The sequence below is a fragment of the Shewanella bicestrii genome, assembly GCF_002216875.1.
Classification (GTDB): domain Bacteria; phylum Pseudomonadota; class Gammaproteobacteria; order Enterobacterales; family Shewanellaceae; genus Shewanella; species Shewanella seohaensis.
This window is the reverse complement of record NZ_CP022358.1, coordinates 4696254-4721035: the sequence shown is the minus strand read 5'-3', so window position 1 is coordinate 4721035 and position 24782 is coordinate 4696254. Positions and strand designations below refer to the sequence as shown.

Below are 24782 nucleotides of genomic sequence, written 5' to 3'. Positions count from 1 at the left end.
GATGAAGCGACTCTATAAGGCGATTTTTATCGTCTTTATTTTGCTGGTGTTAATGTTTGCGGCCCAGCAAGGGTTATTCGAACATGTGACCGATAGTAATTGGGTGGCGCACTTTATTGCCGCCCAAGGGGTCTATGCGCTGGCGGTATTGCTGATGGTGGGCGCCTTGTTTACCGCTGTCGGAGGGCCGAGGCAGGTGATCGCCTTTGTATTTGGCTTTGCCCTCGGCGGTATCTATGGCGGTCTATTTTCCACCTTAGCGGCATTGCTGGGTTGTGTGCTGGCGTTTTACACCGCGAGATTAACCATTCGAAGCAGTCTGCAACGACGTTTTGGCAATCGTTTACAAAAGTTTGAGGCGCTGATCCTTCATCGGACTTGGTTAAAAGTCTTAATGATCCGTCTGTTGCCTGTGGGGAGCAATCTGCTGACGAATCTGTTTGCGGGGGCGACACACATCCCCGCAGGGGGATTTATGTTTGGCAGCGTGCTGGGTTATTTGCCGCAGATGCTGATCTTTAGCTTTGCGGGCGCGGGCATTGGCTTGTCTGATCATAACCAACTGGGGATCAGTATCGGGCTGTTTATTATCTCGAGTCTTATCGGCGCTTACCTTTACCGTTCTAGCCTGCGTAAGCAGGTGGATGAATTGGAAAACTAAATAGGGATTAGGAATGGATGCATTGAATCGTCGTTTCAATAGCGAAGATTATTACCAAGTACTCTGGCCGCTGCTGTTGATGAGCTTGCTGATCTTACTGGTTGGCATAGGTTTTCGTTCACCTTGGCCGGCCGACGAACCACGGTTTGTAGAGGTCGCGCGGGAGATGGTTGCCTCGGGTCAATGGTTATTTCCTACCCGGGGTGGGGAATATTATCCCGATAAGCCGCCAGTGTTTATGTGGGCCATCGCCCTGTTTTATCAACTCACAGGCTCGTTAAAACTCTCCTTCTTACTTCCCAATGCCCTCTGTGGCTTGCTGACGGTATTCCTAGTCTATGATCTGGGCGCCAGATTGTGGAATGTGCGGGTTGGCCGCAACGCTGCACTGTTGCTCCTTATCGTGCCGCAGTTTTTGATGCAGGCGAAAAATGCCCAGATAGATGCCATGGTGATGTGCTGGATAACCGTGGGATGTTACGGATTAATCAGGCATTTTATGCTTGGGCCTAAGTGGCATTGGTATTTTATTGGCTGGGCGTTTATGGGGCTAGGGGTGATCACTAAGGGAGTTGGTTTCTTGCCCCTATTGTTGCTCATTCCGATTGGGATTTACGCCTTCAAAGATAAGACCCGTTTTGAGGGCCGTTTAACTTGGCTTTGCCTCGCGGGGCCTTTGGCCATGCTGGCCGTGATTGCCTGTTGGCTAGTGCCCATGGTGATGACGGTTCAAGCCCATGGTACTCCTGAGATGGTGGCCTATCAAAATAATATTTTGTTTAAGCAAACGGGTGAGCGCTACGTTAATGCTTGGCACCATATCAAGCCATGGTACTTCTTCGTGCTGAGCGTGATCCCTTGGATGTGGTTCCCGATTTCGTTGCTGGTGGTTGCCTATTGGAAACAGTGGGTGCAAAAGGTAAAGGCCGACCCCACCATTGCGATTCTGCTGATTTGGGTCGGACTCGTGGTGCTGTTTTTCAGTATTAGTCCGGGTAAGCGCAACGTGTATATTCTGCCAGCATTACCTATGTTGGCCCTCGCGGCATCGGCGATATTAACGGGCGTTTCGCCAAAAGCTTGGTTTGAAAAACTGGTCACTGGTGTGCTGTGGTTCTTAGGCGCGCTCGTGTTAGTGGCAGGTGTGCTGGCGCTTATCCATCATCCTGCGCTCGTCAAAGCGTTGGCGGACTATACCGATGATCTAACTGGCATTGGTTACTTGTTTATTTTGCTCGGGGTGCTTTGGTTTGCCTTGCTGTGGCAGGCGCGTCGTCAGTTTGCATTGGTGAAGGTGGGGCTGGTTTCCGCCTTGGGCTGGGTGCTGGTGAGCACTTGGGGTTACGCTATGCTCGATGAGATGCGCACCCCCAGAAGCCTGATGTTACACACCGCCGAGGTGATAGGTGAGGATGCCGAACTTGGCCTAGTAAACTTTAAAGAGCAATTTATCCTGTTCTCGCCCATGAGTGTAACGCACTTTAGTTACCTCGCGCCGCTAGAAGAGCAAGAGCGTAACGCGTGGCAATGGATGCAGGAGAATAAACAGCGTTATGTGTTAGTGCCTAGCGGTGCCGAGCTGAGTTGTTTCGATATCAAAGGCGGTAAGAGCATGGGGATTGCCCACCGTGACGAGTGGATTTTGTTATCCGCTGCAGAGCTTAAGCCTCAGTGCCAAGCGCCAGAGCGTGAGTACCGTTACTTTACCGACCATCCAGGCCGTTGGTTAAAAGAGTAATCAAACACCATATCGAAGAAGCTAAAAATGCCTGCAATTGCAGGCATTTTTATGGGCGAGATTAACGCGTCTGGCAGATGCCGCAAAATACTGTGGTGCGTTGACCCAGGCGAATTTCGCTGAGTAGATTGCCGCACTGAGTACAGGTTTCGCCACCGCGGCCGTAAACATGCAGCTTTTGTGCGAAATAGCCGGGTTTACCCTCGGCATTGGTGAAGTCCTTAAGCGTGGTGCCGCCCTGCTTAATGGCGTGGGCGAGGATTTGTTTGACCTCGGCAACCAGTACCGTTAAGCGTTCAATATCTATCTTGCCTGCTTCTGCCTCGGGGTGTATTCCGGCGGCAAACAGAGCTTCGTTGGCGTAAATATTTCCCACACCCACCACAATATGGTTATCCATCAGGCAGAGTTTGATGGCCTTCTTCTTACCTGCCAGCGCGGCCGCTAACTGATTGACGTTAAAAGCATCGGTCAGTGGTTCTGGCCCGAGTTTTTCCAGCAGTGGATGGGCTTCCTCAGGCAATTGGCACCATAACCAGGCGCCGAAACGTCTTGGATCGTTAAAGCGCAGAATACGGCCATTGGCGAGAACGAGATCGATATGGTCGTGCTTCTCTACTGGCGTGTCATGGGGCAGGATCCGCAAGCTGCCCGACATTCCCAAATGCACTATGCTGGTGCCAGCATCGGTATCGATTAACAGATATTTAGCGCGGCGGCGCACTTGGCGTATGGTTTGGCCGATGATCTGTTTGGCAAGTTCGGGAACGGGCCAACGAAGTGAGGCGTTACGGATTACGAGGTCAACCACGGTTTGTTCGACAAGATGTGGGGCTATGCCCTGACGGGTGACTTCGACTTCTGGTAATTCCGGCATGATTGAGTTCTTTTAGGTAATAGATTAGCTGGTGGATTTGGCATCGAGGATTGGCTGTAAATCTGCTCTTAGGCTGGGGGGCACTAAGTACCAGTTGCCAGCGGGTGACTTGAGTACACCGTCCTCGGGGAAATAAATCCAACGTTGCGATTGGCGGATCTCGGCAATTTGGATCACCAGTTCCTGCGGCTTGCCCGTGGGTTGTGGTGTATCGCTGAGGGGCGAGACTCTTAGGCCTTGCCAAGCCTTGACCCATTGCGTGCAGTTGAGCACCAGCGGATCGCACTCCCAACCCGAGGCTTGTTTATGTAGCCACACACCATCTAGCTGCAACTGTGCCAGCGGGGCATTGTCATCAAATAATAGTTGGGCATCACTCGGCACATTATGGGTTTTCTTGTCCATAAACGTCAGCACCGCAATGATAAAAATGCAGGCAAGAATAATGATGTTATTCCACTGTTTACGAGTAAGCGCCATGGCAAGAGTGACACAAAAAAGGGGACTGATGCCTTGAGTGTATCACGGCAAAATAGAGATGCTAGCCCTATGACGAAGGGGTTAACCGCCAGTGCTATTCATAAAGCGCAGGATTTGCACGCCGTTATTATCGAAAACATGCTGCTTAGGTTTGAGCTTAATGCCTTGGAGAATCGCGGTTTTAAGGCGCTCAATGTCCCCGGGATATTCTCGCACAATGCTTTTTAAATCAATGGAGTGTTCATTACCTAGGCAGAGCAACAATTGCCCTTCTACGGTTACGCGCACCCTATTACATTCGTGGCAAAAGTTGTGGCTATGGGGTGAGATAAACCCGATGTGAATCGGACTATCCGCCATGGTGTAGTAACGCGCGGGGCCGCCAGTGCGTTTATTAGAAAGCTGTAGGGGATAATGCTCGCTAATCATGGTCTTAACTTCATCACTGCTACAATGACGCGCGTCTTTACGCTCGTCCATTTCACCCAGCGGCATTTCTTCAATAAAGGCGATATCTAGGTTTCGGTCACGGCAAAAATTAACCAGATCAATCACTTCATGGTCATTTTGCTGCTTAAGGATCACCGCATTGATTTTAATGCGCTCAAAACCTGCGGCGATGGCCGCATCAATCCCTTCGATCACACGTGCTAATTTGCCGTTGCGCGTCAGTTGGGTAAAGAGCTCGGGGTTAAGGGTATCTAGGCTGATGTTTAAGCGCTTAAGTCCCGCATCAAACATAGGTTTGGCAAACTTACTGAGCCTGGAACCATTGGTGGTCATCGATAAATCTTTGAGCCCTGGGAGTTTGCCCAGTAAGTGCACCAGTTGATCGCAATCGCTACGCACCAAGGGCTCGCCGCCAGTTAGGCGAATTTTCGTCACCCCCAGTTCAGTAAAGGCTTGGGCAATCCAAGCCAACTCTTCGAGATGCAGTACATGCTCCTTGGGCAAGAAGCAGGGATCTTCCGTCATGCAGTAGACACAACGGAAGTCGCAGCGATCCGTCACTGAGAGTCGTAAATATTCGACCTGACGGCCAAAGGCATCCACGAGTTGGCTCATAGGGACTCAGTGGCTCTTATAAAAGATCGGCAAAAGGTTGAATAAACACAGTTTCACCCGCATTCACTGCCTCAGCATCATCTCCAATGATGATAAGGCAATTGCCTTTGACCATAGAGCTGAGCATGCCCGAACCTTGGTTGCCAGTGCTGGTTACGTGCAGCCTGCCATCATTACCGAGGCGATAAATTCCGCGGATAAACTCAGTGCGGCCCGTGCGGCTACGCAGGGTTTCATCGGTGATCGCCGGGAATAACGGCGCCTGCCAGTTAGTTTCGCCAGCGAGTTTACGCAGCGCAGGTTGCACAAATTGCAGGAAAGACACCATCACTGCCACAGGATTGCCGGGCAAGCCGAAGAATAGGCTATCGCCGACCTTACCAAAGGCGAGTGGACGACCGGGGCGCATATTGATCCGCCAGAAGTCGATATTGCCAAGGCGTGCCAGCACGGCCTTGATGTAGTCGGCATCGCCAACGGAAACGCCGCCAGAGCTGATCACCACATCGGCCTGCGCCGCGGCTTTGGTCAAGGTGGCTTCGAGAGCGCTTTCGGAATCTTCGATAATACCTAAGTCAATGACGTCACAACCTAAACGTTTTGCCATCGCCTTGATGGTGTAACGGTTCGAGTCATAGATACAGTTTGGATTCAGTGCTTCGCCGGGTTGGCTGACTTCATCCCCAGTGGAGAACACGGCCACGGTCGGGCGGCGATAAACCGTCACACGGTCAAGGCCGAGGGAAGCTAATAAGCCCTGTTCGGCGGCGCTTAGGCGTGTGGCTTGGGTGAGGGCGACTTGGCCTTGGCCTATGTCTTCACCCGCAAGGCGAACGTGTTGGCCTTGCTGAATGCGACCATCGAAACTGACCTTAGCATTGGCCTCGTTAGCTAGCTCACGAGGTTGAACTGTATCTGCGCCAGCGGGTACGGGCGCGCCTGTCATAATGCGCACGGTTTCACCCGCTTTGAGTGTGCCCGAATATTGATGTCCGGCGAGGACTTCACCGACTAAGTCGAAGCTCGCTGGCAGCGGAGCTTGGTAGGCAAAGGCATAACCATCCATCGCCGAGTTGGTTTGCTGCGGCACATCCACGGGCGAAATGCTGTCGCGGGCGAGCACGCGGTTCTCTAACGCATCTAAACCTACATCTTCCACCTCTGTGACGGGGGCGACATGGGATAAAATCTGCGCTAAGCCTTGGCTCACGCTGAGGTTTTTATCGCTGCCCAAGGTGCAGGCATCGACAGTCGCAATCGGTAATGCTGGGTTAGGGGCTTGCCAGCTATTGGCGTATTCCATCACAAAGTCAGCAATTTGCGCGACATTGTTGAGGTCGAGTCTTCTTAGCTCGCTCGGCAGCTCAGTGTCATCACAACAGGCGATGGCGAGAATATTGTCGTCTTGGGTATAGATAAATGGCTTGCCGTGGGCGGCGCGGTGCAGCTCAATTTTCGGTAGCGTGAGTTTTTTAAAGCCTTCGACTAAGACGATATCGACTTTATCGGCTTCAATTTGCTTAAGTAGATGGACTAACTCTGGGTCGCCATCGCGGGCATCTTCGGTCATTAGCGCCCAACGCACATGGGAGGCGACTAACATTTGCCGCGCGCCGGCTTTGCGCATCTCGTAGCTGTCTTTACCGGGAATATCGACATCGAAATTGTGGTGAGCATGTTTGATCACCGCCAGACGCAGGCCGCGCTGATTCAATTCGGGGATCAATTGCTTGAGTAGGGTGGTTTTCCCCGTGCCGCTATAGGCACAAAATCCGAGAACGGGAATAGATAGCGGATTGACGAAGGGAGTACTCATTTGCACCTCTAATCTGGGAAATTTGAAGCCTTAGCTTTGGTTTATGTCTGCTGCCAGTCGTTGTTTTTGTTCTGGCGTGTTCACATTGACGAAGGCATTGGGTTGATCGGCAAAGGCCGCCACTGCAAAGCGATGTTTGGCATACCAAAAATCAATTTTACGCTCACCCGCTTCGAGAAAGGCGGTCATCGACTCGCGCAGGCTCGGCTTTAGTAACATCACCACGGGCTGCTCACGCTCACCATCGCTGGCAACGGCAAGTTCAGCATCGTTTGCTTCAATGGCGGCCAATAAGCGGGCGACTAAATCCCGCGGCAGCAGTGGACAATCGCAGGGCACCACGAGCAGATAGTCTGCTTGGGTGTGACCCATAGCAGTGATCATGCCTGCCAAGGGACCGAGAAACCCCGTATGCTCATCGCTCAACACCGTAAAACCGAACTCAGCATAACGTGTTTGGTTACGATTTGCGTTGATCAGGATCTCCTTAACCTGAGGTTTTATCCGCTCGATAGTGTGTTCAATCATGGCCTTGCCGTTTAGCTCGACGAGGCCTTTATCGTCCCCGCCCATACGGCGCGCCATACCACCGGCAAGAATTACGGCATCAATTTGCAACGACATATAAAGATCCCTGTGTGGAGTTTGTGGGCGTTTGCTGACGGGAGGTTATCACCTGTTGGTCTTCAATGTGCCACTGCTGCTCGCAAATGGCGGTGAGCGCACAGTTTTGGTGGCTGCTTAAGAGCATTCCCGTCCCTTGCTGTTTGAGCTGCTGGATCATTTGCAGCACTAAGGCTTGGGAGTCTTTATCCATGTTGGAGGTCGGCTCATCGAGCATCAGTAACTTTGGCTGCAAAATCCAAGCGCGGGCGATGGCGAGGCGTTGCCTTTCGCCGCCGGATAAATTGCTGGCTCTGGCCTGTAATAGCGAGCCTAGTTGTGCCATCTCAATTGCTTGGCCAATTCTACGTTTGGCTTCGGTTTTTGAGGCTGCAAAGGGTAAGCCGTAGGTCAGGTTGTAATTGACTGTACCATCGAACAGATAGGGATGCTGGTGGAGGTAAACGGCTTTGCCCAGCAAAGGGTTGCGTGTCCACCATGCGTCCTTTTTAAAGCCGCTGACTTCAATCTTGCCCTTAGATGGCGGCTGTAAACCCGCGAGGATCTTCATCAGGGTCGACTTGCCCGAACCGTTGTCACCCTGCAAATAAATGACGTTCCCTTGGCACAACTCTAGGCTATGGGCTTTGAATAATAAGCGCGGGCCAAAGGACATTTCCAAGTCACGGGCGATCAGTTTGGCTTGGGTCATAAGTTAATGGCTCCTTGGCGTTTCTTTGCCGCGTAAACTACCTAAGGCAAAGTTGAGGATCAAGGCCAAGATTAGCAGCACTAATCCGAGGGCGATAGCTTGGGCGAAATCGCCTTTACTGGTTTCCAGTGCGATAGCCGTCGGGATATTACGTGTTACGTTTAAGATATTGCCGCCGACCATCATAGAACAGCCGACTTCGGTGAGAATACGGCTAAAGGCCGCGACAATCGCCAACAATAACGGCATACGCAGTTCGCGACACACTGTCCAGACCGCGCTAAACCAAGAGGCGCCTAAGGTGCGAGAGGTTTCCCATGCCCGGCGATCGACACTAGTGAAGGCCGCTTGACTCATGGCAATCATCACGGGGGCGCAAATCATCATTTGGCCGAGGATCATCCCCTCTTGAGTGAACAACCACTTTAAATCCCCAAGCGGGCCGTTGCGGGTCAAGATGAGATACACCAGCAGGCCAATGACGACCGTAGGGATCGATTGCAGCGTTTGTACTAAGTTAGTGACAAACCACTTTCCGGGGAAATGGGCAAACGCCAACACAAAACCGAGCACCATAGAGGGGACTAAGGTGATGAGCAGCGCCGCGAAAGAAACCGAAAACGAGACAGAGATGATGGACCAAACGTCGGGGTCCAATGAAAACAGCAGGCTTAACGCCTGCTGTAACAGTGCTAGCCAGCCTTCGCTCATTCGCTATAGGTTGCCTTGAACAGTTGCTCGCCTTCAACTTTGAAGTTGTTGATCATGGCTTGACCTTCTTTGCTGATCAGCCAGTCACTGAAGGCTTTAGCGCCTTTGTGGTTCAGATCTGGGTATTTAGCTGGGTTGATCAGAATCACTTGATATGGGTTCGCCAGGGTTTTACCGCCATCGAAATCGACACCTAAGTCCAGCTTGGTTTTGTACGCCACGAAAGTACCACGGTCAGACAGCGTATAACCTTGTAATTCGTTTGCCATCAGCAGGGTTTTACCCATGCCTTGACCTACTGAAGTGTAACCTTTGAAGTCAGGAGTCACGCCTGCGGCTTTCCATACTTCTAACTCTTTGATGTGGGTGCCAGAGTTGTCACCACGAGAGACGAAAGGTAAGCCTGATTTGGCGATTTTTGCGAAGGCTTCTTCGGCTGTTTTGCTTTCACGTAGTTTCGCTGGGTCGTTTTTAGGACCTAACACCACGAAATCGTTTTCCATAATGCCACGTGGCTCAACACCAAAACCGTCGGCAACAAATTTTGCTTCAGCACTTGGGGCGTGGGTCATCACTAAATCCACATCGCCTTGCTCGCCCAGTTTCAGCGCTTTACCCGTACCCGTTGCGATAACTTGTACTTTGTAGCCTGATTCACTTTCAAACTTAGGCAGTAATTCTTTTAACAGACCAGAGTTTTCAGTACTGGTGGTGGTGGCTAACTTGATCACTTCAGCCGATTGAGCGGGTAAGACTGTGAGCATGCTGGCTGCAACAACCAGGCCCAGTAATGACTTCATATGGGATTTCACGTTTAGCATGGATACTCCTTGGCGAAAAATAGGGTTCCGACTCAATTGCCTACTGAGTGGGAGGTTCCGTAAATTGTAATGCGTTCGATTGAAAGCAAATAGGATGCCAAACCAACAATGACGCATTTACGTTCACAGCTTGATCTAAATTGTGACCCTGATCTCAGGCTCAACAAATAGTTTGCAGACAAATTGTCTCAGCGCATGCTTCTTATGGTTCATAGTGACCTATTTGTCTAGTTTCAATGCTAGAATTGGTCGCAATTGAGTCAAAATGTCCAGAAGTGAGCACTATGAGCCAGATAGATAATAACCTCAAGCCCCTTCCTTCCGCTGTGTCTGTCCTGATCGTCGATGACGAGCCCGGGATGCGTAGCTTTTTGAATAAGGCGCTCTCGAAAAAATTCGCCTTAGTCGAAACGGCGGGCAGTATTGAAGATGCTGAGCAGTTACGTAGTCGCTGCCACTTCGACCTATTGATTGTCGATATCCGTTTACCGGGTCGCTCGGGCATCGAGTGGCACGAAGCCTTAGATGAACAAGGCCGCCGCTCCGATGTGATTTTTATGACAGGCTATGCGGATTTAGAAGTCGCGATTAAAGCGCTGCGAGCTGGCGCCTCAGACTTTATTATGAAGCCCTTCCACCTCGAGCAGATGATGTCGGCGGTTGACCGTTGTATTGAACGCCGTTTGCTGCGCCGCGAAAACTTAATGCTGCGCCGTGAAGTCTCTATCGGCTATTCCTCCACCATTATCGGTAGCAGCGAGGCTATGAAGTCGGTCAAGCAAGTGATTGAGCGCGTGGCACCGACCAATGCCGTGGTGTTAATTCAAGGCGAATCGGGCACGGGTAAAGAGCTTGTCGCGCGCCAATTACACTTACTCAGCGGCCGCCAAGGGCCATTTGTGCCCGTTAACTGCGGCTCGATTGCCCCCGAACTACTGGAGAGTGAACTCTTTGGCCATACCGCGGGGGCATTTACCGGCGCTAAGGGAAATCGCGAAGGCTTATTCAGTTTTGCCTCCGGCGGCACTATTTTCCTCGATGAAATTGGTGAGATGCCCCTCAAAATGCAGACGGCACTGCTCAGGGTATTAGAGCAAAAGGCGATTCGCCCCGTCGGCAGTGAGAAGGAAGTCAATATCGATGTCCGGGTGATTGCGGCCACTAACCGCACACTGGTGGATGAAGTCGAGGCGGGTAACTTCCGTCGTGATCTCTATTATCGATTGAATGTGCTGGATATTTTAATTCCTCCCCTGCGTGAGCGTCCGGAAGATGTGGTCGAATTGACCCATCACTTTACTCGCCAGTTAGCGGCCGAATTGGGTGTGCGCGAAGTCGTGTGGAGCCATGAGGATATGGTGAAGCTGCAACAGCACGAGTGGCCAGGCAATATCCGTGAACTGCGCAATATGATTGAACGCTGCATTCTGCTTGGCAAGCCGCCAGCGGAATACTGGAAACAACAGGTGAAGACTGAGTCTTCGGCTTCCCAAGGTTATCCCTTAGATTGGCCGTTGAAAGAAGTCGAAAAACACCATGTGACCAGCGTGGTGGATCTGCACTCTGGCAATAAATCGGCGGCGGCGAGGGACTTAGGCGTTTCCCGTAAGACCTTAGATCGCAAGTATAAAGAGTGGTTTGACGTTAGCGACGAGCAGGAGTTCTAAGTGTCGTTTTTTACTCACTTTTTTGGTGTCAGTTGGCAGCAAATGCAGGCCAAAGTGCGTTATCGCATTCTGATCCTCACCTTGCTGCCGATTTTGCTCACCTTGGTGAGTTTAGTGTTTATCACGATTTACTGGAATATCAGTTACACAGGCAAGCAACTGTTTATGAAGGTAAAAGCCGATCTGGCTGTGGCTGAAAATACCCTGCAACAGGTGCAAGTTCGTCAGGAGAAACAGCTCGAGAGAGTGATGACCTCATGGACTTTTCAAAATGATTTTCGGCCCATTCTCACTGGCGAATTGGCCCACAGGGCGAGCATCGATGCCTTTTTAAATGAGCAAAAAAAGCAACTCGATCTGGATTTTCTAAGGCTTGTCAGTGTGGCCGAGGCCGCGTCTGACCCGGATTTACGACAAATTTTACCGAAAATGGGTGGTCTTTTACCCTATTCGGGGCTGATGGTGTTATCACCTGAACGTTTGGCGCGGGTTGATCCGGATCTAGCCCAAAGGGCGGCGATTCCCTTACTGGCGACATTGCGGGCGCAAAGCCCGAATAAACAAGTGGAAGACCGTGGTCTACTGAGCCGTAGTTTGCTGCCGATCCCCGATTTTGAGGGCAAAGTGGCTTGGTATCTCGATGGAGGCGTGCTGTTTAATCGGGATACGCGCATCGTCGACCATATCCGCGACCTCGTGTACGACAAGGGCACGCTGCCGGAGCGTTCCATCGGCACTGTGACCATTTTCCTCGACAATATTCGTGTCTCAACCAACGTGCCTTTACATTTTTTCCCACAGTCGAATGAACCCCAAGGGCGGGCACTCGGTAGTTTAGTGTCGGAGGAAGTGCGCGAAAAAGTGCTGAATCACGGTGAGTTATGGGTCGATCGCGCCTTTGTGTTTAACGATTGGTTTATTTCCGCCTACGCGCCCTTAGAGGATATCCGTGGGCAACGTGTTGGCATGATCTATACCGGATTCTCAGAGTCGCCCTTTATTCATAACTACCTGCTTAATATCATCGAGTTAGGCACGATTCTGATGCTGGTGCTGCTGATCTCCGGCTTATTGGTTTACCGCGGCGCTTACAGCTTGTTGCAACCGATTGAGCGCATTCACCATGTGGTGCAAGCGGTGCAGTCTGGTCGCAATGTGCGTATTGGCGCCTTGGGGCTGGACAGGGATAACGAATTATCGAATCTTGCCGAGCAGTTCGACCGCATGCTCGACTTATTGCAGCGGCGCAACGCGCAAATTCAAGCTGCCGCCGAACAACTCGAGATGAAGGTCGAGGAGCGGACTCGTAGCCTGCAGGATAAGACCTTAGAGTTGCAGCGCAACGTGGCGCTACTCAATGAGACTCGTCAGCAGTTAGTGACCAATGAAAAGTTAACCGCGCTGGGTGAGCTAACCGCAGGGATTGCCCATGAGATCAATAATCCAACGGCGGTGATCCTCGGCAATATGGAGCTGCTGCGTTATGAGCTTGGAGATAATGCCGAGTCGGTAAAAGAGGAAATCGACCTTGTTATCCAACAGGTTGGCCGTATTAGCACTATTATCCGCAGCCTGCTGCAATACAGTCGTCCTGGTGAGTTTAACGCTCCCTTAGAGATGCATCCAATTACGCCTATCATCGAGGAAATGCTGGTATTAGTACGGCACTCGATTCAAAAACAAGAAGTGGTGCTGATCACTGAACTGAACGCCAGTTGCCCAGTACAGGTTAACCGCCCGCAGTTGCTGCAAGTGCTGATTAACCTTGTGGTTAACGCCGCCCATGCGATGGATGGTAAGGGCAGGATTTGGGTGCGAACCTATGATTGGCTACAGCAAGATATGCCGATTGGGGTGAAAATTGAGGTTGAGGACGAAGGTTCGGGGATTGCGCCTGAGCAACTAGGGCGGATTTTTGATCCCTTCTACACCACGCGTAAAGACGGCACAGGCCTTGGATTATCCTTAAGTTACGGCATTATCAAGCGTATCGGCGGCACCATAGAAGTGAGTTCTGTACTGGGTAAGGGGTCTATCTTCACTATTGGTTTGTACCATGAGGCGAAGGAAGATCAGCAAAACAACCCCTACGATGGCTTACATTTTTCCGGCCAAAGCACCGAAATGTCATCTTAGAAGCGACTCTGCACGAAATGCTATGAGATTGATTCACGGAATAAAAAGCAAAAAAAAGCCGGATGATGAATCCGGCCACAAAAGAGTGTGTGTGAGCAATGTCGTGCTTGCAAACTCAGGAGCACTTTAACAACGTCAGATTACCAGTCATCCGTGTTAAAGATGAGTTTTGGAACGCAAGTTAACGATAATCATTCTCAATTAGCTTTGCAAGCTATTTCTCGCAAAAAATACACATTTTTATGTAAATCGCCTTTAAGCAGTCGCAATCGACTTGCTTAAATGCAGTTTATGGTCGATCAGGCTTTGCGGATCGGCCTTCAGTTCAGTAATCAAATACTGGTTTCTAATCAGCAGATTGAGCATGGCGGGGAAGCGGTTCATGGTCTTAACCTGGATCAGCTTGTAGCCTTGGCGGCTCGCCCAGGTTTCTTGGTATTCCAATAGGCTTTGTGCCAGACCTAAACGTCTAAAGTCGGTTACAACACCGCCTAACCAACTGTAAAACACGGCATCAGCTTGTTCGTATCCCAGCTTAAAGCCTGCCAATTCACCTTCCACATAGGCTAAGAGAATCAAGCAAGTCTTATCCGAGAGACGTTCTGCCAGTGTTTCGCTGGTCAGCGGACGGTCGAGTTCAGGGATTTGCTTGCTCAGTTCGATAAGCTGTGTGGTCAACTCAGGTGTCAGAGCTGTCAGTGCTTTGATTTCAATTGAATACATAATTTTCTCTCACAGAAAATCAGCCCCAAATGTGCATAAACACAGTGGGGCTGAACTAAAAACTGCTCAAATTATAACAGGTCTGGCCAGTTGAGTTAATCAGGAAAATGATTTTTGTGGACTGGTTTGCAAGATCTTGTCTTGTAAGACCTTCAGCAGGACGCCGTAGGCGGGCAGGAATAACCCTAAGCTCACGAGTAATTTGAAGCTGTAATCTACGGCCGCGATTTCGGGCCAGTTGGCTGCCATAAAGCTGTCTGTTGAGGCATAAAAAGCGACACTGAAAAACACTAAGGTGTCGACTAAGTTACCGACAATGGTCGATGCCGCAGGCGCGACCCACCAAGAACGGCTCTGGCGTAGGCGAGCAAAGACTGTGATATCCATCAGCTGGCCAATCAAATAAGCCGCGAAGCTGGCGAAGGCAATGCGAAACACAAAAGTGTTCCATTGGCTTAAGGAATCAATCCCTTGGAAGCTACCTTGATGGAATACCACACCCATGACATAGGAAATCATCAACGCAGGCACCATGGCCTTGAGAATGATGCTACGGGCAGGTGTTTGTCCAAAGATGCGCACGGTGAGATCGGTCGCCAGATAGACAAAGGGAAAGCTAAACGCGCCCCAAGTGGTGTGAAAACCAAACAATTGAAACGGTAGTTGTACCAAGTAGTTGCTGACGCAAATAATCAGTATGTGAAATCCCACTAATAGCAGGAGTGCGCGGCGAAGCTGCGCAGGGGTTAACACTAACATATGTGGCCTTTTTAGTTGTGTAGGGCGGGGTGAGGGAACCCGCTAAATGATCTGTTGTTATTTTACCCAATATCAGCGTGCTGAAATCGGGGTCGCCATTATAGTGACCAGGTTCGAAGATGCAAGCTTACTGTTTATATTCCAAGCAATTTAGCCTTGAGTTTCGAAGAGGAGTGATCGATAAGGTCACAGCACAGGCAGGGAAATTATCCTACACTGTTAAGAAATGGGAGGAGAACGCGATGCGATCATTTCTTGCGGCCTTGTGTTTTAGTTTATTGAGTTTGTGTACCTACGCGACACCGGCTAAGCCCGTGGTAATTCATCTGGTCACCGCTTCGTGGCAGGGTTTCTCCAATCCTGATGAGACGGGTTATTACTTCGATATTCTCCGCAAGGCGTTTCCTGCTCCCGATTGGCAACTCGATGTGCAGTTTATGCCCTTTGCGCGCACGCTTTATATGGTTGAAACCAGCAGAGTGGATATGATCCTCAGTGTTTACAAGGGGGATGTGAAAAACAGCCTACTGAGTGAAAACCCCGTTGAACTTGATTCTATCGATGCCGCCGTGACTCCACAAATTGCGGCGACTTGGTCGGGTATGGAGAGCCTATCCCACAAGAAAGTGCAGGCCATGCTGGCTTATCGCTATAACATGCTGACGACGATCCCGATGTTTTATGAGGAAGGCAGCGACATCTTAAGCATGCTAAATAGTGTGAATGCGGGCCGAACAGATGCCGTGCTGGATTATAGAAAGAATATGGAGACTCTCGTCCCCCAGTTGAAGGCGCCGCAGCAGTTTGTGATTATTCCTGGGGTGCTCACCGCCGAAACCTATTTCGCCTTTGCCAATACGGAAAAAGGGCGGATGCTAAAGCAACATTTTGATATTGAACATAAAAAGCTAATTGATTCCGGTGAGCAGGAGCGACTCTACACTGAGACTAAGGCCAATGGCTATTGAGCTGGCCGTTAGAGTTCGATCAAAATTGACATAATCGTCGCCAGCTTATTCTCCAGCTCCTGCCATTCCGCCTCGGGATCTGAGCCCGCAATAATCCCCGCTCCGGCAAACAGATTGATCTTACCAGGTTCAATCAAGGCGCTACGAATCGCCACCGAAAATTCACTCTCATACTTATTGAAATAACCACAGGCACCGGCGTACCAGCCGCGCATATAGCCTTCGCGTTCGCGAATAAAGCGCATGGCAGACTCGCGGGGAAGGCCACCCACTGCGGGAGTTGGGTGCAGAGCCTGTAGCAATTGGAAGTCATTCACGCCCTGCTTTAACTCGGCACGAATGGCGCGGTGGAGATGCTGAATATGGTTTAGCTTAAAAATCGTCGCTGTTTCTTCGGCGCCCACATGCTGGCTCAAGGGGGAGAGCATACTGACGATATGACGGCGAACCAGCTGGTTTTCTATGCTGTTTTTGTTGTCTTCGAGCAGCGCGTTGGCCAGTGCCGTGTCTTCTTCTTGGTTTAAGCCACGTACAGTGGTGCCAGCAAGCGCCTCGGTAAACAATTCCTGCTGACGACGGCGAAATAATCGCTCTGGCGAGCAGGAGATATAGGTGCGCTCAGGGCTAAATTGGAAGCCAAATTGGAAACTATTCGGATTACGCCCCTGCCAGCAGGCTAACACCATCCAAGGATCGACCTGTGCATTGACCTCAAGCTCAGTGTGGCGCGACAGCACCACCTTGGGCGTCTCTTGGTTAAACTTGGGCTCAACTACTTGCTCGATTAAGGTCTTCCAGCGCGGAAAATCGGGAATATCGGTGCGGCTCAATAGCGCGAGTTTATTGGGCGGTGCGAGCGGACGAGCGGGCAGCACGGCTTCTATCGCGGTAATGGCGAGGTCGATTTCCTCTTCGGGATGCCTATCGGCAAAGTTCAGATTGACCCGCAAACTGAACTGGTTCGCGCTGCGTCTAAATTCGATACGTGGCAACACAAAACGACTATTACCAAACTCAGGCCAGGACTCTATGCTGCGGTCAAATGCCACGCCGCCGTAGTAACGGATCTCGGGATTCGTGGTTAAGGCGCGTTGCTGCTGGTAAATTTCCGCTAAGGTGTCATCATCGACGCCGGTTTCAAACTTAAAGTCTTTACAGGCGCCAATCGCCGCCACTTCTTCAACCTTGTCACGTCCATGCCAGTAGATGCGCGGGTATTGGTTTTGGGATGCCAGCCATGAAATCAAAGGGATAGAAACAGTTGTTAAGGATAACTGCACTATCGGCTCCGTCGGTGGAACCTGCTTCAATTGAATGAGTTTGTCGATGAGAGACTTAAGGTCTTCAGACAGGGCGTGAGCGGGCAAATAAAACTCCAAAGGTAACGAGATGAAGGTGGTGGCTGAAGTTCCGGCAGTCAGCGGTAAGTTAATCCATTCTTTTTAAAGCTATTTACACCGAGTGGGTGAGAGCGTGTAAATAAGAATCTTTCGCTCAAATTAAAGGCCGAGGCCGTCAGTGTCAAGATGCAACCCACGAGTGTGTGACTTTTGCCATAGTCTCATTTTGCGGCGCTTAAAAATGTGACCTAGATGGGTCTTTTTGTCGATACCGTTGCCTGTGTTGGACATTTTGTCTCTTTGTGATGCATCGCATTTTCCATTTGTTGCAATTAGTCGATCTGGGTTGGTTTTTGATTTTTTTTCAGTTGAGACGGAAATTCCTCAGACCACAATAGGGGGCACATCTTAAATTTCCTGTATGACAACAATAATATGATTACCAGAAATACCGTCTTTAGAGTGTCGTCCTTAGCGCTGGCAATTGGACTGAGTTTTACCGCCTCAGCCGATGAAATCGCCCGCGATCCCCTGTTGAATGTGAATGAAGTCATTGTCGTCCATGGTGAAGGTGCCGATGCGGAGCAATTGGCAACCACCCATTGGAGCATCGACGAAGCCGAAATTCGTGCCTTGGGTGCACAGACCTTAGATCAAGTGCTGAAGAATGTACCCGGGGTTTATATCCGTGTGGGTGGCGATGGCACTCCTAGGGTCGATATCCGTGGTTTTAAGACCCGCCATGTCACTCTGTTGGTGAACGGCGTACCTATGAGCAGTGCCGATGATGGCCAGTTCGACCCAAGCGTGATCCCAACCAGCCAAATTGCCTCGGTTGAAGTGTCAGTTGGCCCGACTTCAGTGCTGTACGGCCCAAGCGGCGCCGGCGGTGTGATCAATATTATTACTAAGCAAGGCAGCACAGCACCCGCCTTGTCAGGACGCTTGGAAGCGGGTAAAGACAATACTTTTAATGGCGATATCAGCGCCGCTGGCTCGGGTGATGATTGGCAGGGATTGGTGAGTGTGAGCCGTCAACAGACCGATGGTTTCCCGATGTCGAACGATTTCGAGCCGACCCAATATCAAGACGGTGAGCTGAGAGTTAACTCAGATAAAGAAGTCACCAACGTCTATGCCCAAGGCAGCTATTGGTTATCGGATAAGACACAGCTGATCGCCAATATGGCACTGCGTAATGGTGAGTGGGGTAAACCCTCACGTGATGGTACTGGCAGCGGTAAGCTCAAGTATGAGCGTACCGACGACTATGATTCGCATACCTTCCAACTCGGCTTAGCCCATCAGTTTGACGATACCTTTACCCTGCGCGGATTTGGTTATCACAATCAAAGTGATACCTTAGAAGCAGCCTATGCGGATGAAACCTATCAAGCATTGACGCAAACCCAAGATGGCCGTTCCGTGGTGCAAGGGGTCAATTTACAGTTAATCACCGATTTTCATAAAGCAGGGCTGTTAACCACCTCTGTGATTGCTGAAGAGCAGAGCTGGAAGTCTGTAGTGGACACTTACTCCAGTAACGCTGGCAGCGGTACTGGCAATAACTCGGGTACCGGCACTGGTTCAGGTTCTGGCAGCGGCTCAGGTAGCGGCAGTGGAACAGGCTCTGGCGGTGGCACGGGTAGCGGCGGCGGAACAGGCTCTGGCGGTGGCACGGGTAGCGGCGGCGGAACAGGCTCTGGTGGTGGCACGGGTAGTGGCAGTGGAACAGGTTCTGGCAATGGTAGCGGTGGCGGTTCTGGCGGCGCTGAAAACCTAAATGATTCTGCATGGTTATATACTGCTGCGGCCGAATATCAGTATCAGTCTGAACATAACTATGGCTTCACCTTGGGCGGGGCTTTCCATTCACTCGATACCTCAGACGGTACAGATGATAACTACTCGGCGATGGCCTCTAGTTATTGGCAGATTGTGCCTGACTCTCGTTTGAGCCTGAGTGTGGCACGCAAAGTACGTTTCCCTTCTATGGTGAATTTGTACTCGCAATCATCGGGTAACAGTGAGTTAGAAGCGGAAGAGTCTAAACATGTTGAGCTGGGTCTGGATCAAAACCTACCAGCCAGTACCGACTTCTCGCTCTATGGTTTTTACACCGATGCGAAGAACTATATCGCCAAAGATACCGATGGTTTCTACCAAAATATGGGGCGCTATGAGTTCAAAGGGGTTGATTTCCAGATTAACAATCATGCGATTGAGCATTTAGATCTGAGCTTCTCTTACAGCTTCCTAGACTCGAAAGAAATGGAAGGCGACGATACCTTAGATGCACTGCAATACCGTCCTCGTCACCAGCTCCGCTGGCAAATGAGCTACGAATTCCCATTCGAGACGCAAGTCCACCTCAATGTGGAGCGTATCCTCGATCAGGTTTATGCGACTCAGGTGAAAGTGAACGGTCAGAACCAGTATCAACAGCAGTCGCTGGATAACTACACCTTAGTGGATATCAACTTAGTGCAGCCGCTGATCGCCGATAAGTTAGAAGTGTATCTGCGCGCCACTAACCTATTGGATGAGAACTACTACCAGAGTGAAGCATTGCCTCAGGCTGGTCGTCAGTTCTTCGTTGGTGTGAACTGGCAGATTTAAGATGAAATTACTCGAGCTCGACGGTGTCAGCTTTAACTATGGCAGCCAATTAGCCCCGGTTTTACAGGAGCTTAAGCTCTCGATTGGCGCAGGCCAATGCCATTGTGTGAGCGGGCCAACGGGCTCGGGGAAATCGAGTCTACTCAATCTACTGGCGGGCGTGCTGTCGCGCCCCCATGAGGGCGATATTTGGCGTCACCCAGAGCTGGTGACTGGCTTAGTGATGCAGGATCCTCAAACCCAGCTACTGAGGCAAACCGTGGGCGCCGAAGTCGCCTTCGCCTTAGAGAATCTCGGCATCCCCGCCGAGAATATGTTGCCTAAGGTGCAGTTAGCGCTGCGACGCGTCGGGCTGTTTTTACGGCTCGACACTCCTGTCAGTACCCTTTCCCTCGGCCAAAAATACCGTTTGATGATTGCCGCCCAGTTGGTGTGCGAGCCGCATTTACTCTTGCTCGATGAGCCATGGGCGCAGCTCGATGATCACGGTGTAAGCGAGCTATTGGCTGTGCTGCGAAATCTGATTGCCGAAGGTATGGCATTGGTGCTGGTGGAACATAATGCGGCGGCCTTTGCCGAGATTATCCAGCACTATTGGCAATTAGAGGCTGGCCGTTTATCCGAGGGAATATACACCGTTAGCGATGCCCCAGTGCAGGACGTGCCAGTGAGAGCTTGGGGAGGCGCACATCACTTAGGCAAAGTGCTGGTCAGCGCCGAAGCGTTTGATTTTTGCTTCGATGGTTGTCAGCCGTTGTTTAGCTGTCCGCAAGGGTTTCAACTGCATGCGGGCGAGATAGTGACCTTAGTGGGGGATAATGGCGCGGGTAAAACTAGCCTCTTAAAATCCCTCGCGGGCATGCTGCACTTAAAGCTGCGTTTGCCACTCAAGGTGCTAGGCCGTAAACCTAAACTCGGTGTGTACGGCGCGGAGTTAGGGCTATTGCTGCAAAGGCCGAGTCGACAACTGTTTGAAACCAATGTGCTGGCCGAGATGCAGTTTAGTTTGAATCGTTTCGAACTTCCGACTGCGCGTGCCGAGCAAATGTTACTCGATCTCGAGTTGAGCGCTCTGGCCGAACAGTCGCCCCATAAGCTGTCCTATGGTCAACAACACCTGATTGCCTTGGCATCCTTAGCCTGCTTGCAGCCTAAGGTACTGCTACTCGATGACCCGCTCGCGGGTATGGATAAAGAGTATTATCGCAAAGTATGGTTCCTGCTCAAGCGCCTCAGCGCCCAAGGCAGTGCGATTCTGATGACCAGCCACAGGTTGGTGGAACACAGTGCGGTGTCGCGGCAGTTAAGCCTGCGCCAAGGGCTGTTGGCAGAAGAAGCCATGGGAATGGAGGAGCGCTATGTGGGTTAGTTGTCGTCGATGGCGACTACGTGCCCGCCGGCGTTGGAGTCGCGAGAAGCAAGAAACCACCCTGTGCGCGCTGTCGCTGTTTTTAGTCTGCGTACTTTCCGCCTGCGCTTTTGTATTGCCCGCCGATTTACTGCTACCGCTGGCGGCCGTGAATGGCTTGCTCGTGCTCCATGGGTTAGCGCGCCGAGGCAGTATAATGGGCGTGGTGAAACTAGGCGTGATTCAACTGACGATTACCTTAAGTCTTTATCTGCTGCTCTATGGTGTTGATCACCTTGCCCAAGGCGCCGTGGTGGTGGGACGCATTATTTTAGCGACTATCCCCGGATGGTGGTTGTGTATCACGGCGGCGCCTGAGCGTATCGGCGAAGTCTTAAGTGCATTTTTGCCGAGCAAATGGGCCTTTGTGGTGGCTGCATCTTTGAGTTTGCTGCCCTATATGGCGGACGAAGTGCGCGAGATTTACCAGATCCAGTGTCTGCGCGGCGCACGTATTACCCCTAAGGCGTTGCGGAATCCTAAAAACTGGCCAGAACTGGTGTACTGCGTGCTGTTTCCTGTGTTAATCCAATTGCTTAAATTATCTCGCCAGATGGCGGTTGCGGCCCAGAGTCGCCACTTTGGTAAGAGTTCACGTGCCACCCATTGGCATTCACCCAGAGACAAAAAATGAATAAAAAACTCCCCCTGAGCTTACAGGATTCTTTGTTTATCGGCTTTTGCGCCACCCTGCTGGTGGCATTGACGGGCATGTTAAGGCTCAAGCTTGGGCTTTCTGGCCACAGCATGTTTTTAATGAGCTTCTTCTACTTGATTTGCTACGGCGTGCTTGGGCGTTTCGGCAGCATGATTGCCTGTGGCGGCATTGCGGGCTTAGTCGCCATGGCGCTCGGTGTTGGTAAGGGCGGCCCAATGATTTTATTGAAGTTTATCTTACCTGCCATAGCGATGGATCTGGTGGCCTTGTTGTTACCGCTCACATTAAGCCTGCATTGGCGCTGCGTGATTTTAGGCATTGTTGGCTGTATGGCGTGGGCGGTCAAAGTGGCGCTGACTAATGCGCTGGCGGGCATGGCGCTCGATGTCGTGCTGATCCAATGGGGCGCAAGCGTGCTTAAGGGCGGATTCTTTGCCACCTTAGGTGCCCTGTTGGTGCCTCCCGTGCTGCATCGGCTTAAGGCCCACGATCTCCTTCACCGCGACAAGTTTTAACTGTTAGGAATACCGATGAAAAATTGGCTTATTTGTATCGACGATACCGACGACATTGGCACTAAGGGCACGGGCGAAATTGCCGAGGAAATTGCACTCTTACTCACGCAAACCTCGGGGGGCAAGGCCTCCTTTGTGACGCGGCATCAACTGTTTGTGCACCCTGACATTCCCTACACCTCACACAACAGTGCAATGTGTTTTACGCTGCAGTCGCCATTATCGCAGGCGGAAATCCATCGTCTGGCGGTCGCACATCTGGTGGCCGAATCGGCGCCTAAGGCGGATCCTGGGATTGCGATTTTGGATGTCGATTCCGACTATGATGTGCATGCGCTGATAGACTTTGGACTCAGCGCCAAGCGTGAGGTGATTACCAAAGAAGCCGCCTATCAGCTTGCCGAACGGTTACAGATCCAACTCACCGAGCACGGCGGCACCGGACAGGGCGTGATCGGAGCCTTGGCGGGATTAGGGCTGCGTTTAATGGGGAGCGATGGGCGAGTGAAGGGTCAAATCAAACTCGGTCAACTTGAGGAAGTCTCCCTCGAATTAACTGTGGCAGAGATTCTCGAGCAGACTGGCCTCGATGCGGTCATTAGCACAGATAAAACCCGTTTAGCGGCGGATGAAAAGGTTCAACTCAAAGGCAAAGTGAAGGCCGTTTACCTTGAGCATCAGTTTGTATTGTTAGTCGCGAAGGACGGTGAGTTGTGGCGTAATGCGGGTAAGCAAGCCTTACAGGACTATTGAGGTGAGAATGGAGCAAGAGCTACTTCAACAGTTTGAATACGAGACGGAGCGCTGGATTTTTCGGGCGGGTTTACAGCAATATTCCGAGGCGAGACGGGTGGCACAACTGTGCCCTCGCTTTGCTCCCGACGATGAAGATGAGCAGGTCGATGATGAACTTCGCTCCTGTTATAACTGCCAATATCGTCGTTGGATGATGACAAGCTTCGAGTGTTTGATGCTAAAAAATACCGTATTATTAAATAATTAGCTTATATTTGAACCGAGTCCCATCATTTTGCTTGGTTTTTGCCTTGTTCTTTGAGGCTTGTCATCAAAGCATATGGTGCTTTTAACCTCCCCAGCTTAGAATGCAAGTTATACTGTCCTATACTACCAAGATAAAAATGGCTTCATAATGTGCTAAATTAGCATGGCGTGTTGCGTGGTCAGTAGCAGTAATCTTCTCTATGCCTTGGGGTTGCTAGAAATGAGTGAGTCGGCAGAATCAGTTGAGCTAATCAAATTACCCGTGTCGCAATTAACATTGGGTATGTTTGTCTGTGCAATAGACAAAAGTGATCAAGGTCGACTCGCCATTGCAAACGCTGGCCAAATCAAGCACAAGGATGCGATTGCCAAATTAACCAAGAATGGGATCAAATTTGTTTGGGTCGACACTGAACGTTCGGCCGAACATTGTGGTTTTAAACGTAAAGCCAGCAACAACATTCCGCCAGAACCGAAAAAACCGTTAGCGACCCGCGAGAATCAACAAAAGCAGGCGCAGGTCATTTTGACCGAAGCGAAAGACTTGATCCGCAAAGTCTTGTCAGAAACCTTTGAAGGCAAAGCGATAGAAGTCGCCCCCTTCGAAGCCTTAGCCGACAGCATGATTGAATCTGTCCTGTTGGATGAAGACGCGCTTAGATGTATGTCTGCACTGCGTTCAAAGGATGCTTATCTGCTTGAACATTCAGTGAATGTGGCCTTCCTGTTGGTGACCTTTGGTAAGTATTTAAAGCTCGACCGTTCGATTCTTCGGGAGATGGCGGTCGGTGGTATCTTGCACGATATCGGCAAGATCAAGGTCGATAACAAGGTGCTGCATAAGCCGGGTAAGCTGACCCCAGAAGAATTCGAACATATGAAGCTGCATCAAGTGTATGCACTTGAAATTATGAACGAAACAAAAGGCTTATCTCAGGTCAGTAAAGACGTTTGTCTGATGCACCATGAAAAGCTCGATGGCCGTGGATACCCAAGGGGATTAAAGGCCGAGGAAATTCCGCTCCATGGCCGCATGAGTTGTATCGTTGATATCTTCGACGCCCTCACCGCCACTCGTTGTTACAAAGAGGCTATGAGCCCCGCGGCGGCCTTTAAGATCCTACTGAGTTTGACACCATTCCATCTCGACCAAGAACTGGTATACGAGTTTATTCGCTGCGTCGGCGTGTATCCTGTCGGCTCTTTGGTTGAATTGTCCGATGGGCGAGTGGGCATCGTCTGGACCTCGAAGGACAGAGATGCATTAAACCCGATCGTAAAATGCTTTTATTCTTTAAAAGCAAAACGTTACACCGAGGTGGTTATGGTAGATCTGCTCAAGTCGGATCTGCATATTGAACGCGGAGTCTCACCTAGCTCGCTGGATATCGATCCTAAACCCTTCTACTAATGCGCGCCGTTGCGCCTGATATCTGCCAAGTTGTCAGGTGCCATTCATTGCCCCGATAAGGGGAAAGGCCGTACACTGGGCCAAAGTTTTTC

General features: G+C 50.9%; 23 protein-coding genes. 12 read left to right on the top strand and 11 right to left on the bottom strand.

Features of this window, described 5'->3' with window-relative positions; all coding sequences use genetic code 11:
* Position 1 precedes the first annotated feature (1 nt).
* Both CF168_RS20635 and CF168_RS20630 read left to right on the top strand, forming a co-directional pair.
* Positions 2-661, top strand: a complete 660-nt coding sequence (locus tag CF168_RS20635) for a TVP38/TMEM64 family protein (protein ID WP_055648187.1) — start codon at positions 2-4, stop codon at positions 659-661.
* 13 nt (positions 662-674) lie between these two features.
* Positions 675-2399 carry an ArnT family glycosyltransferase gene (locus CF168_RS20630; protein WP_089068848.1) on the top strand — a complete coding sequence of 575 codons (1725 nt, stop codon included), beginning with the start codon at positions 675-677 and terminating at the stop codon, positions 2397-2399.
* A 61-nt stretch (positions 2400-2460) separates the two neighbouring features.
* Here the strand turns inward: CF168_RS20630 and mutM are convergent, their stop codons facing one another.
* From mutM to CF168_RS20590, 8 genes are all read right to left on the bottom strand, one after another.
* Positions 2461-3276 carry a bifunctional DNA-formamidopyrimidine glycosylase/DNA-(apurinic or apyrimidinic site) lyase gene (mutM, locus tag CF168_RS20625; RefSeq protein ID WP_011624602.1) on the bottom strand — a complete coding sequence of 272 codons (816 nt, stop codon included), beginning with the start codon at positions 3274-3276 and terminating at the stop codon, positions 2461-2463.
* A gap of 24 nt (positions 3277-3300) precedes the next feature.
* Positions 3301-3756 carry a hypothetical protein gene (locus CF168_RS20620; protein ID WP_089068847.1) on the bottom strand — a complete coding sequence of 152 codons (456 nt, stop codon included), beginning with the start codon at positions 3754-3756 and terminating at the stop codon, positions 3301-3303.
* An 81-nt stretch (positions 3757-3837) separates the two neighbouring features.
* Positions 3838-4821, bottom strand: a complete 984-nt coding sequence (gene moaA, locus CF168_RS20615; RefSeq protein WP_089068846.1) for a GTP 3',8-cyclase MoaA — start codon at positions 4819-4821, stop codon at positions 3838-3840.
* A 16-nt stretch (positions 4822-4837) separates the two neighbouring features.
* Entirely contained in the window at positions 4838-6637 is a 1800-nt protein-coding gene (locus CF168_RS20610; protein ID WP_089068845.1) for a bifunctional molybdopterin-guanine dinucleotide biosynthesis adaptor protein MobB/molybdopterin molybdotransferase MoeA, read from the bottom strand.
* 30 nt (positions 6638-6667) lie between these two features.
* Positions 6668-7261, bottom strand: coding sequence for a molybdenum cofactor guanylyltransferase MobA (gene mobA, locus CF168_RS20605; protein ID WP_089068844.1), 594 nt, complete (start codon positions 7259-7261; stop codon positions 6668-6670).
* A complete protein-coding gene (locus CF168_RS20600) occupies positions 7245-7952 on the bottom strand; it encodes an energy-coupling factor ABC transporter ATP-binding protein (protein ID WP_011718789.1) in 708 nt (235 codons plus the stop codon). Before CF168_RS20600 ends, mobA begins: the two co-directional genes overlap by 17 nt.
* Positions 7953-7955: 3 nt before the next feature.
* On the bottom strand, positions 7956-8663 hold the full coding sequence (locus CF168_RS20595; RefSeq protein ID WP_011624596.1) for an ABC transporter permease: 708 nt from the start codon (positions 8661-8663) through the stop codon (positions 7956-7958).
* Positions 8660-9484, bottom strand: coding sequence for a substrate-binding domain-containing protein (locus tag CF168_RS20590; RefSeq protein WP_011624595.1), 825 nt, complete (start codon positions 9482-9484; stop codon positions 8660-8662). The genes CF168_RS20595 and CF168_RS20590 overlap by 4 nt, the downstream gene beginning before the upstream one ends.
* 284 nt (positions 9485-9768) lie before the next feature.
* Between CF168_RS20590 and CF168_RS20585 the strand changes: the two genes are divergently transcribed.
* Both CF168_RS20585 and CF168_RS20580 read left to right on the top strand, forming a co-directional pair.
* A complete protein-coding gene (locus tag CF168_RS20585) occupies positions 9769-11151 on the top strand; it encodes a sigma-54-dependent transcriptional regulator (RefSeq protein ID WP_011718787.1) in 1383 nt (460 codons plus the stop codon).
* Complete coding sequence (locus CF168_RS20580; RefSeq protein ID WP_023266176.1) at positions 11152-13287, top strand: sensor histidine kinase; 2136 nt, start codon at positions 11152-11154, stop codon at positions 13285-13287.
* 255 nt (positions 13288-13542) lie between these two features.
* Here the strand turns inward: CF168_RS20580 and CF168_RS20575 are convergent, their stop codons facing one another.
* Together CF168_RS20575 and CF168_RS20570 are read right to left on the bottom strand one after the other, a co-directional pair.
* Positions 13543-14010: a GNAT family N-acetyltransferase gene (locus CF168_RS20575; RefSeq protein WP_089068843.1), complete on the bottom strand. Its 468-nt coding sequence runs from the start codon at positions 14008-14010 to the stop codon at positions 13543-13545.
* Positions 14011-14109: 99 nt separating this feature from the next.
* Positions 14110-14769, bottom strand: a complete 660-nt coding sequence (locus CF168_RS20570; protein ID WP_089068842.1) for a 7-cyano-7-deazaguanine/7-aminomethyl-7-deazaguanine transporter — start codon at positions 14767-14769, stop codon at positions 14110-14112.
* A 242-nt stretch (positions 14770-15011) separates the two neighbouring features.
* On the opposite strand from CF168_RS20570, the gene CF168_RS20565 reads away from it, so the two are divergent.
* Complete coding sequence (locus CF168_RS20565; RefSeq protein WP_086902499.1) at positions 15012-15737, top strand: ABC transporter substrate-binding protein; 726 nt, start codon at positions 15012-15014, stop codon at positions 15735-15737.
* Between the two features lie 8 nt (positions 15738-15745).
* Here CF168_RS20565 and CF168_RS20560 read toward each other — a convergent pair whose 3' ends face one another.
* Positions 15746-17104 carry an isochorismate synthase gene (locus CF168_RS20560; protein ID WP_089068841.1) on the bottom strand — a complete coding sequence of 453 codons (1359 nt, stop codon included), beginning with the start codon at positions 17102-17104 and terminating at the stop codon, positions 15746-15748.
* Between the two features lie 408 nt (positions 17105-17512).
* Here CF168_RS20560 and CF168_RS20555 point away from each other — a divergent pair, with 408 nt between their 5' ends.
* The 7 genes from CF168_RS20555 (at position 17513) to CF168_RS20525 (ending at position 24690) form a co-directional block, all read left to right on the top strand.
* A complete protein-coding gene (locus tag CF168_RS20555; protein WP_089068840.1) occupies positions 17513-19696 on the top strand; it encodes a TonB-dependent receptor plug domain-containing protein in 2184 nt (727 codons plus the stop codon).
* 1 nt (position 19697) lies between these two features.
* Positions 19698-21065, top strand: a complete 1368-nt coding sequence (locus tag CF168_RS20550; protein WP_089068839.1) for an ATP-binding cassette domain-containing protein — start codon at positions 19698-19700, stop codon at positions 21063-21065.
* On the top strand, positions 21055-21738 hold the full coding sequence (locus CF168_RS20545; protein WP_089068838.1) for an energy-coupling factor transporter transmembrane component T: 684 nt from the start codon (positions 21055-21057) through the stop codon (positions 21736-21738). The genes CF168_RS20550 and CF168_RS20545 overlap by 11 nt, the downstream gene beginning before the upstream one ends.
* Complete coding sequence (locus CF168_RS20540; protein WP_011624585.1) at positions 21735-22277, top strand: hypothetical protein; 543 nt, start codon at positions 21735-21737, stop codon at positions 22275-22277. The genes CF168_RS20545 and CF168_RS20540 overlap by 4 nt, the downstream gene beginning before the upstream one ends.
* 15 nt (positions 22278-22292) lie before the next feature.
* Positions 22293-23030 carry a DNA-binding protein gene (locus tag CF168_RS20535; RefSeq protein ID WP_089068837.1) on the top strand — a complete coding sequence of 246 codons (738 nt, stop codon included), beginning with the start codon at positions 22293-22295 and terminating at the stop codon, positions 23028-23030.
* 7 nt (positions 23031-23037) lie between these two features.
* Positions 23038-23280 (top strand): hypothetical protein, encoded by a 243-nt coding sequence (locus CF168_RS20530; protein ID WP_089068836.1) that lies wholly within the window; start codon positions 23038-23040, stop codon positions 23278-23280.
* A gap of 219 nt (positions 23281-23499) precedes the next feature.
* Entirely contained in the window at positions 23500-24690 is a 1191-nt protein-coding gene (locus CF168_RS20525) for an HD-GYP domain-containing protein (RefSeq protein WP_089069017.1), read from the top strand.
* Positions 24691-24782: the final 92 nt, after the last annotated feature.

Bases quoted from the DNA above. Each gene is read 5' to 3' on its own strand.
- CF168_RS20610 (WP_089068845.1), bottom strand. From the start codon at position 6,637: ATGAGTACTCCCTTCGTCAATCCGCTATCTATTCCCGTTCTCGGATTT.
- CF168_RS20590 (WP_011624595.1), bottom strand. From the start codon at position 9,484: ATGCTAAACGTGAAATCCCATATGAAGTCATTACTGGGCCTGGTTGTT.
- CF168_RS20600 (WP_011718789.1), bottom strand. From the start codon at position 7,952: ATGACCCAAGCCAAACTGATCGCCCGTGACTTGGAAATGTCCTTTGGC.
- mobA (WP_089068844.1), bottom strand. From the start codon at position 7,261: ATGTCGTTGCAAATTGATGCCGTAATTCTTGCCGGTGGTATGGCGCGC.
- CF168_RS20535 (WP_089068837.1), top strand. From the start codon at position 22,293: ATGAAAAATTGGCTTATTTGTATCGACGATACCGACGACATTGGCACT.
- CF168_RS20630 (WP_089068848.1), top strand. From the start codon at position 675: ATGGATGCATTGAATCGTCGTTTCAATAGCGAAGATTATTACCAAGTA.
- CF168_RS20555 (WP_089068840.1), top strand. From the start codon at position 17,513: ATGATTACCAGAAATACCGTCTTTAGAGTGTCGTCCTTAGCGCTGGCA.
- CF168_RS20635 (WP_055648187.1), top strand. From the start codon at position 2: ATGAAGCGACTCTATAAGGCGATTTTTATCGTCTTTATTTTGCTGGTG.
- CF168_RS20585 (WP_011718787.1), top strand. From the start codon at position 9,769: ATGAGCCAGATAGATAATAACCTCAAGCCCCTTCCTTCCGCTGTGTCT.
- CF168_RS20530 (WP_089068836.1), top strand. From the start codon at position 23,038: ATGGAGCAAGAGCTACTTCAACAGTTTGAATACGAGACGGAGCGCTGG.
- CF168_RS20595 (WP_011624596.1), bottom strand. From the start codon at position 8,663: ATGAGCGAAGGCTGGCTAGCACTGTTACAGCAGGCGTTAAGCCTGCTG.
- CF168_RS20545 (WP_089068838.1), top strand. From the start codon at position 21,055: ATGTGGGTTAGTTGTCGTCGATGGCGACTACGTGCCCGCCGGCGTTGG.
- CF168_RS20540 (WP_011624585.1), top strand. From the start codon at position 21,735: ATGAATAAAAAACTCCCCCTGAGCTTACAGGATTCTTTGTTTATCGGC.
- moaA (WP_089068846.1), bottom strand. From the start codon at position 4,821: ATGAGCCAACTCGTGGATGCCTTTGGCCGTCAGGTCGAATATTTACGA.
- CF168_RS20570 (WP_089068842.1), bottom strand. From the start codon at position 14,769: ATGTTAGTGTTAACCCCTGCGCAGCTTCGCCGCGCACTCCTGCTATTA.
- CF168_RS20550 (WP_089068839.1), top strand. From the start codon at position 19,698: ATGAAATTACTCGAGCTCGACGGTGTCAGCTTTAACTATGGCAGCCAA.
- mutM (WP_011624602.1), bottom strand. From the start codon at position 3,276: ATGCCGGAATTACCAGAAGTCGAAGTCACCCGTCAGGGCATAGCCCCA.
- CF168_RS20565 (WP_086902499.1), top strand. From the start codon at position 15,012: ATGCGATCATTTCTTGCGGCCTTGTGTTTTAGTTTATTGAGTTTGTGT.
- CF168_RS20525 (WP_089069017.1), top strand. From the start codon at position 23,500: ATGAGTGAGTCGGCAGAATCAGTTGAGCTAATCAAATTACCCGTGTCG.
- CF168_RS20620 (WP_089068847.1), bottom strand. From the start codon at position 3,756: ATGGCGCTTACTCGTAAACAGTGGAATAACATCATTATTCTTGCCTGC.
- CF168_RS20575 (WP_089068843.1), bottom strand. From the start codon at position 14,010: ATGTATTCAATTGAAATCAAAGCACTGACAGCTCTGACACCTGAGTTG.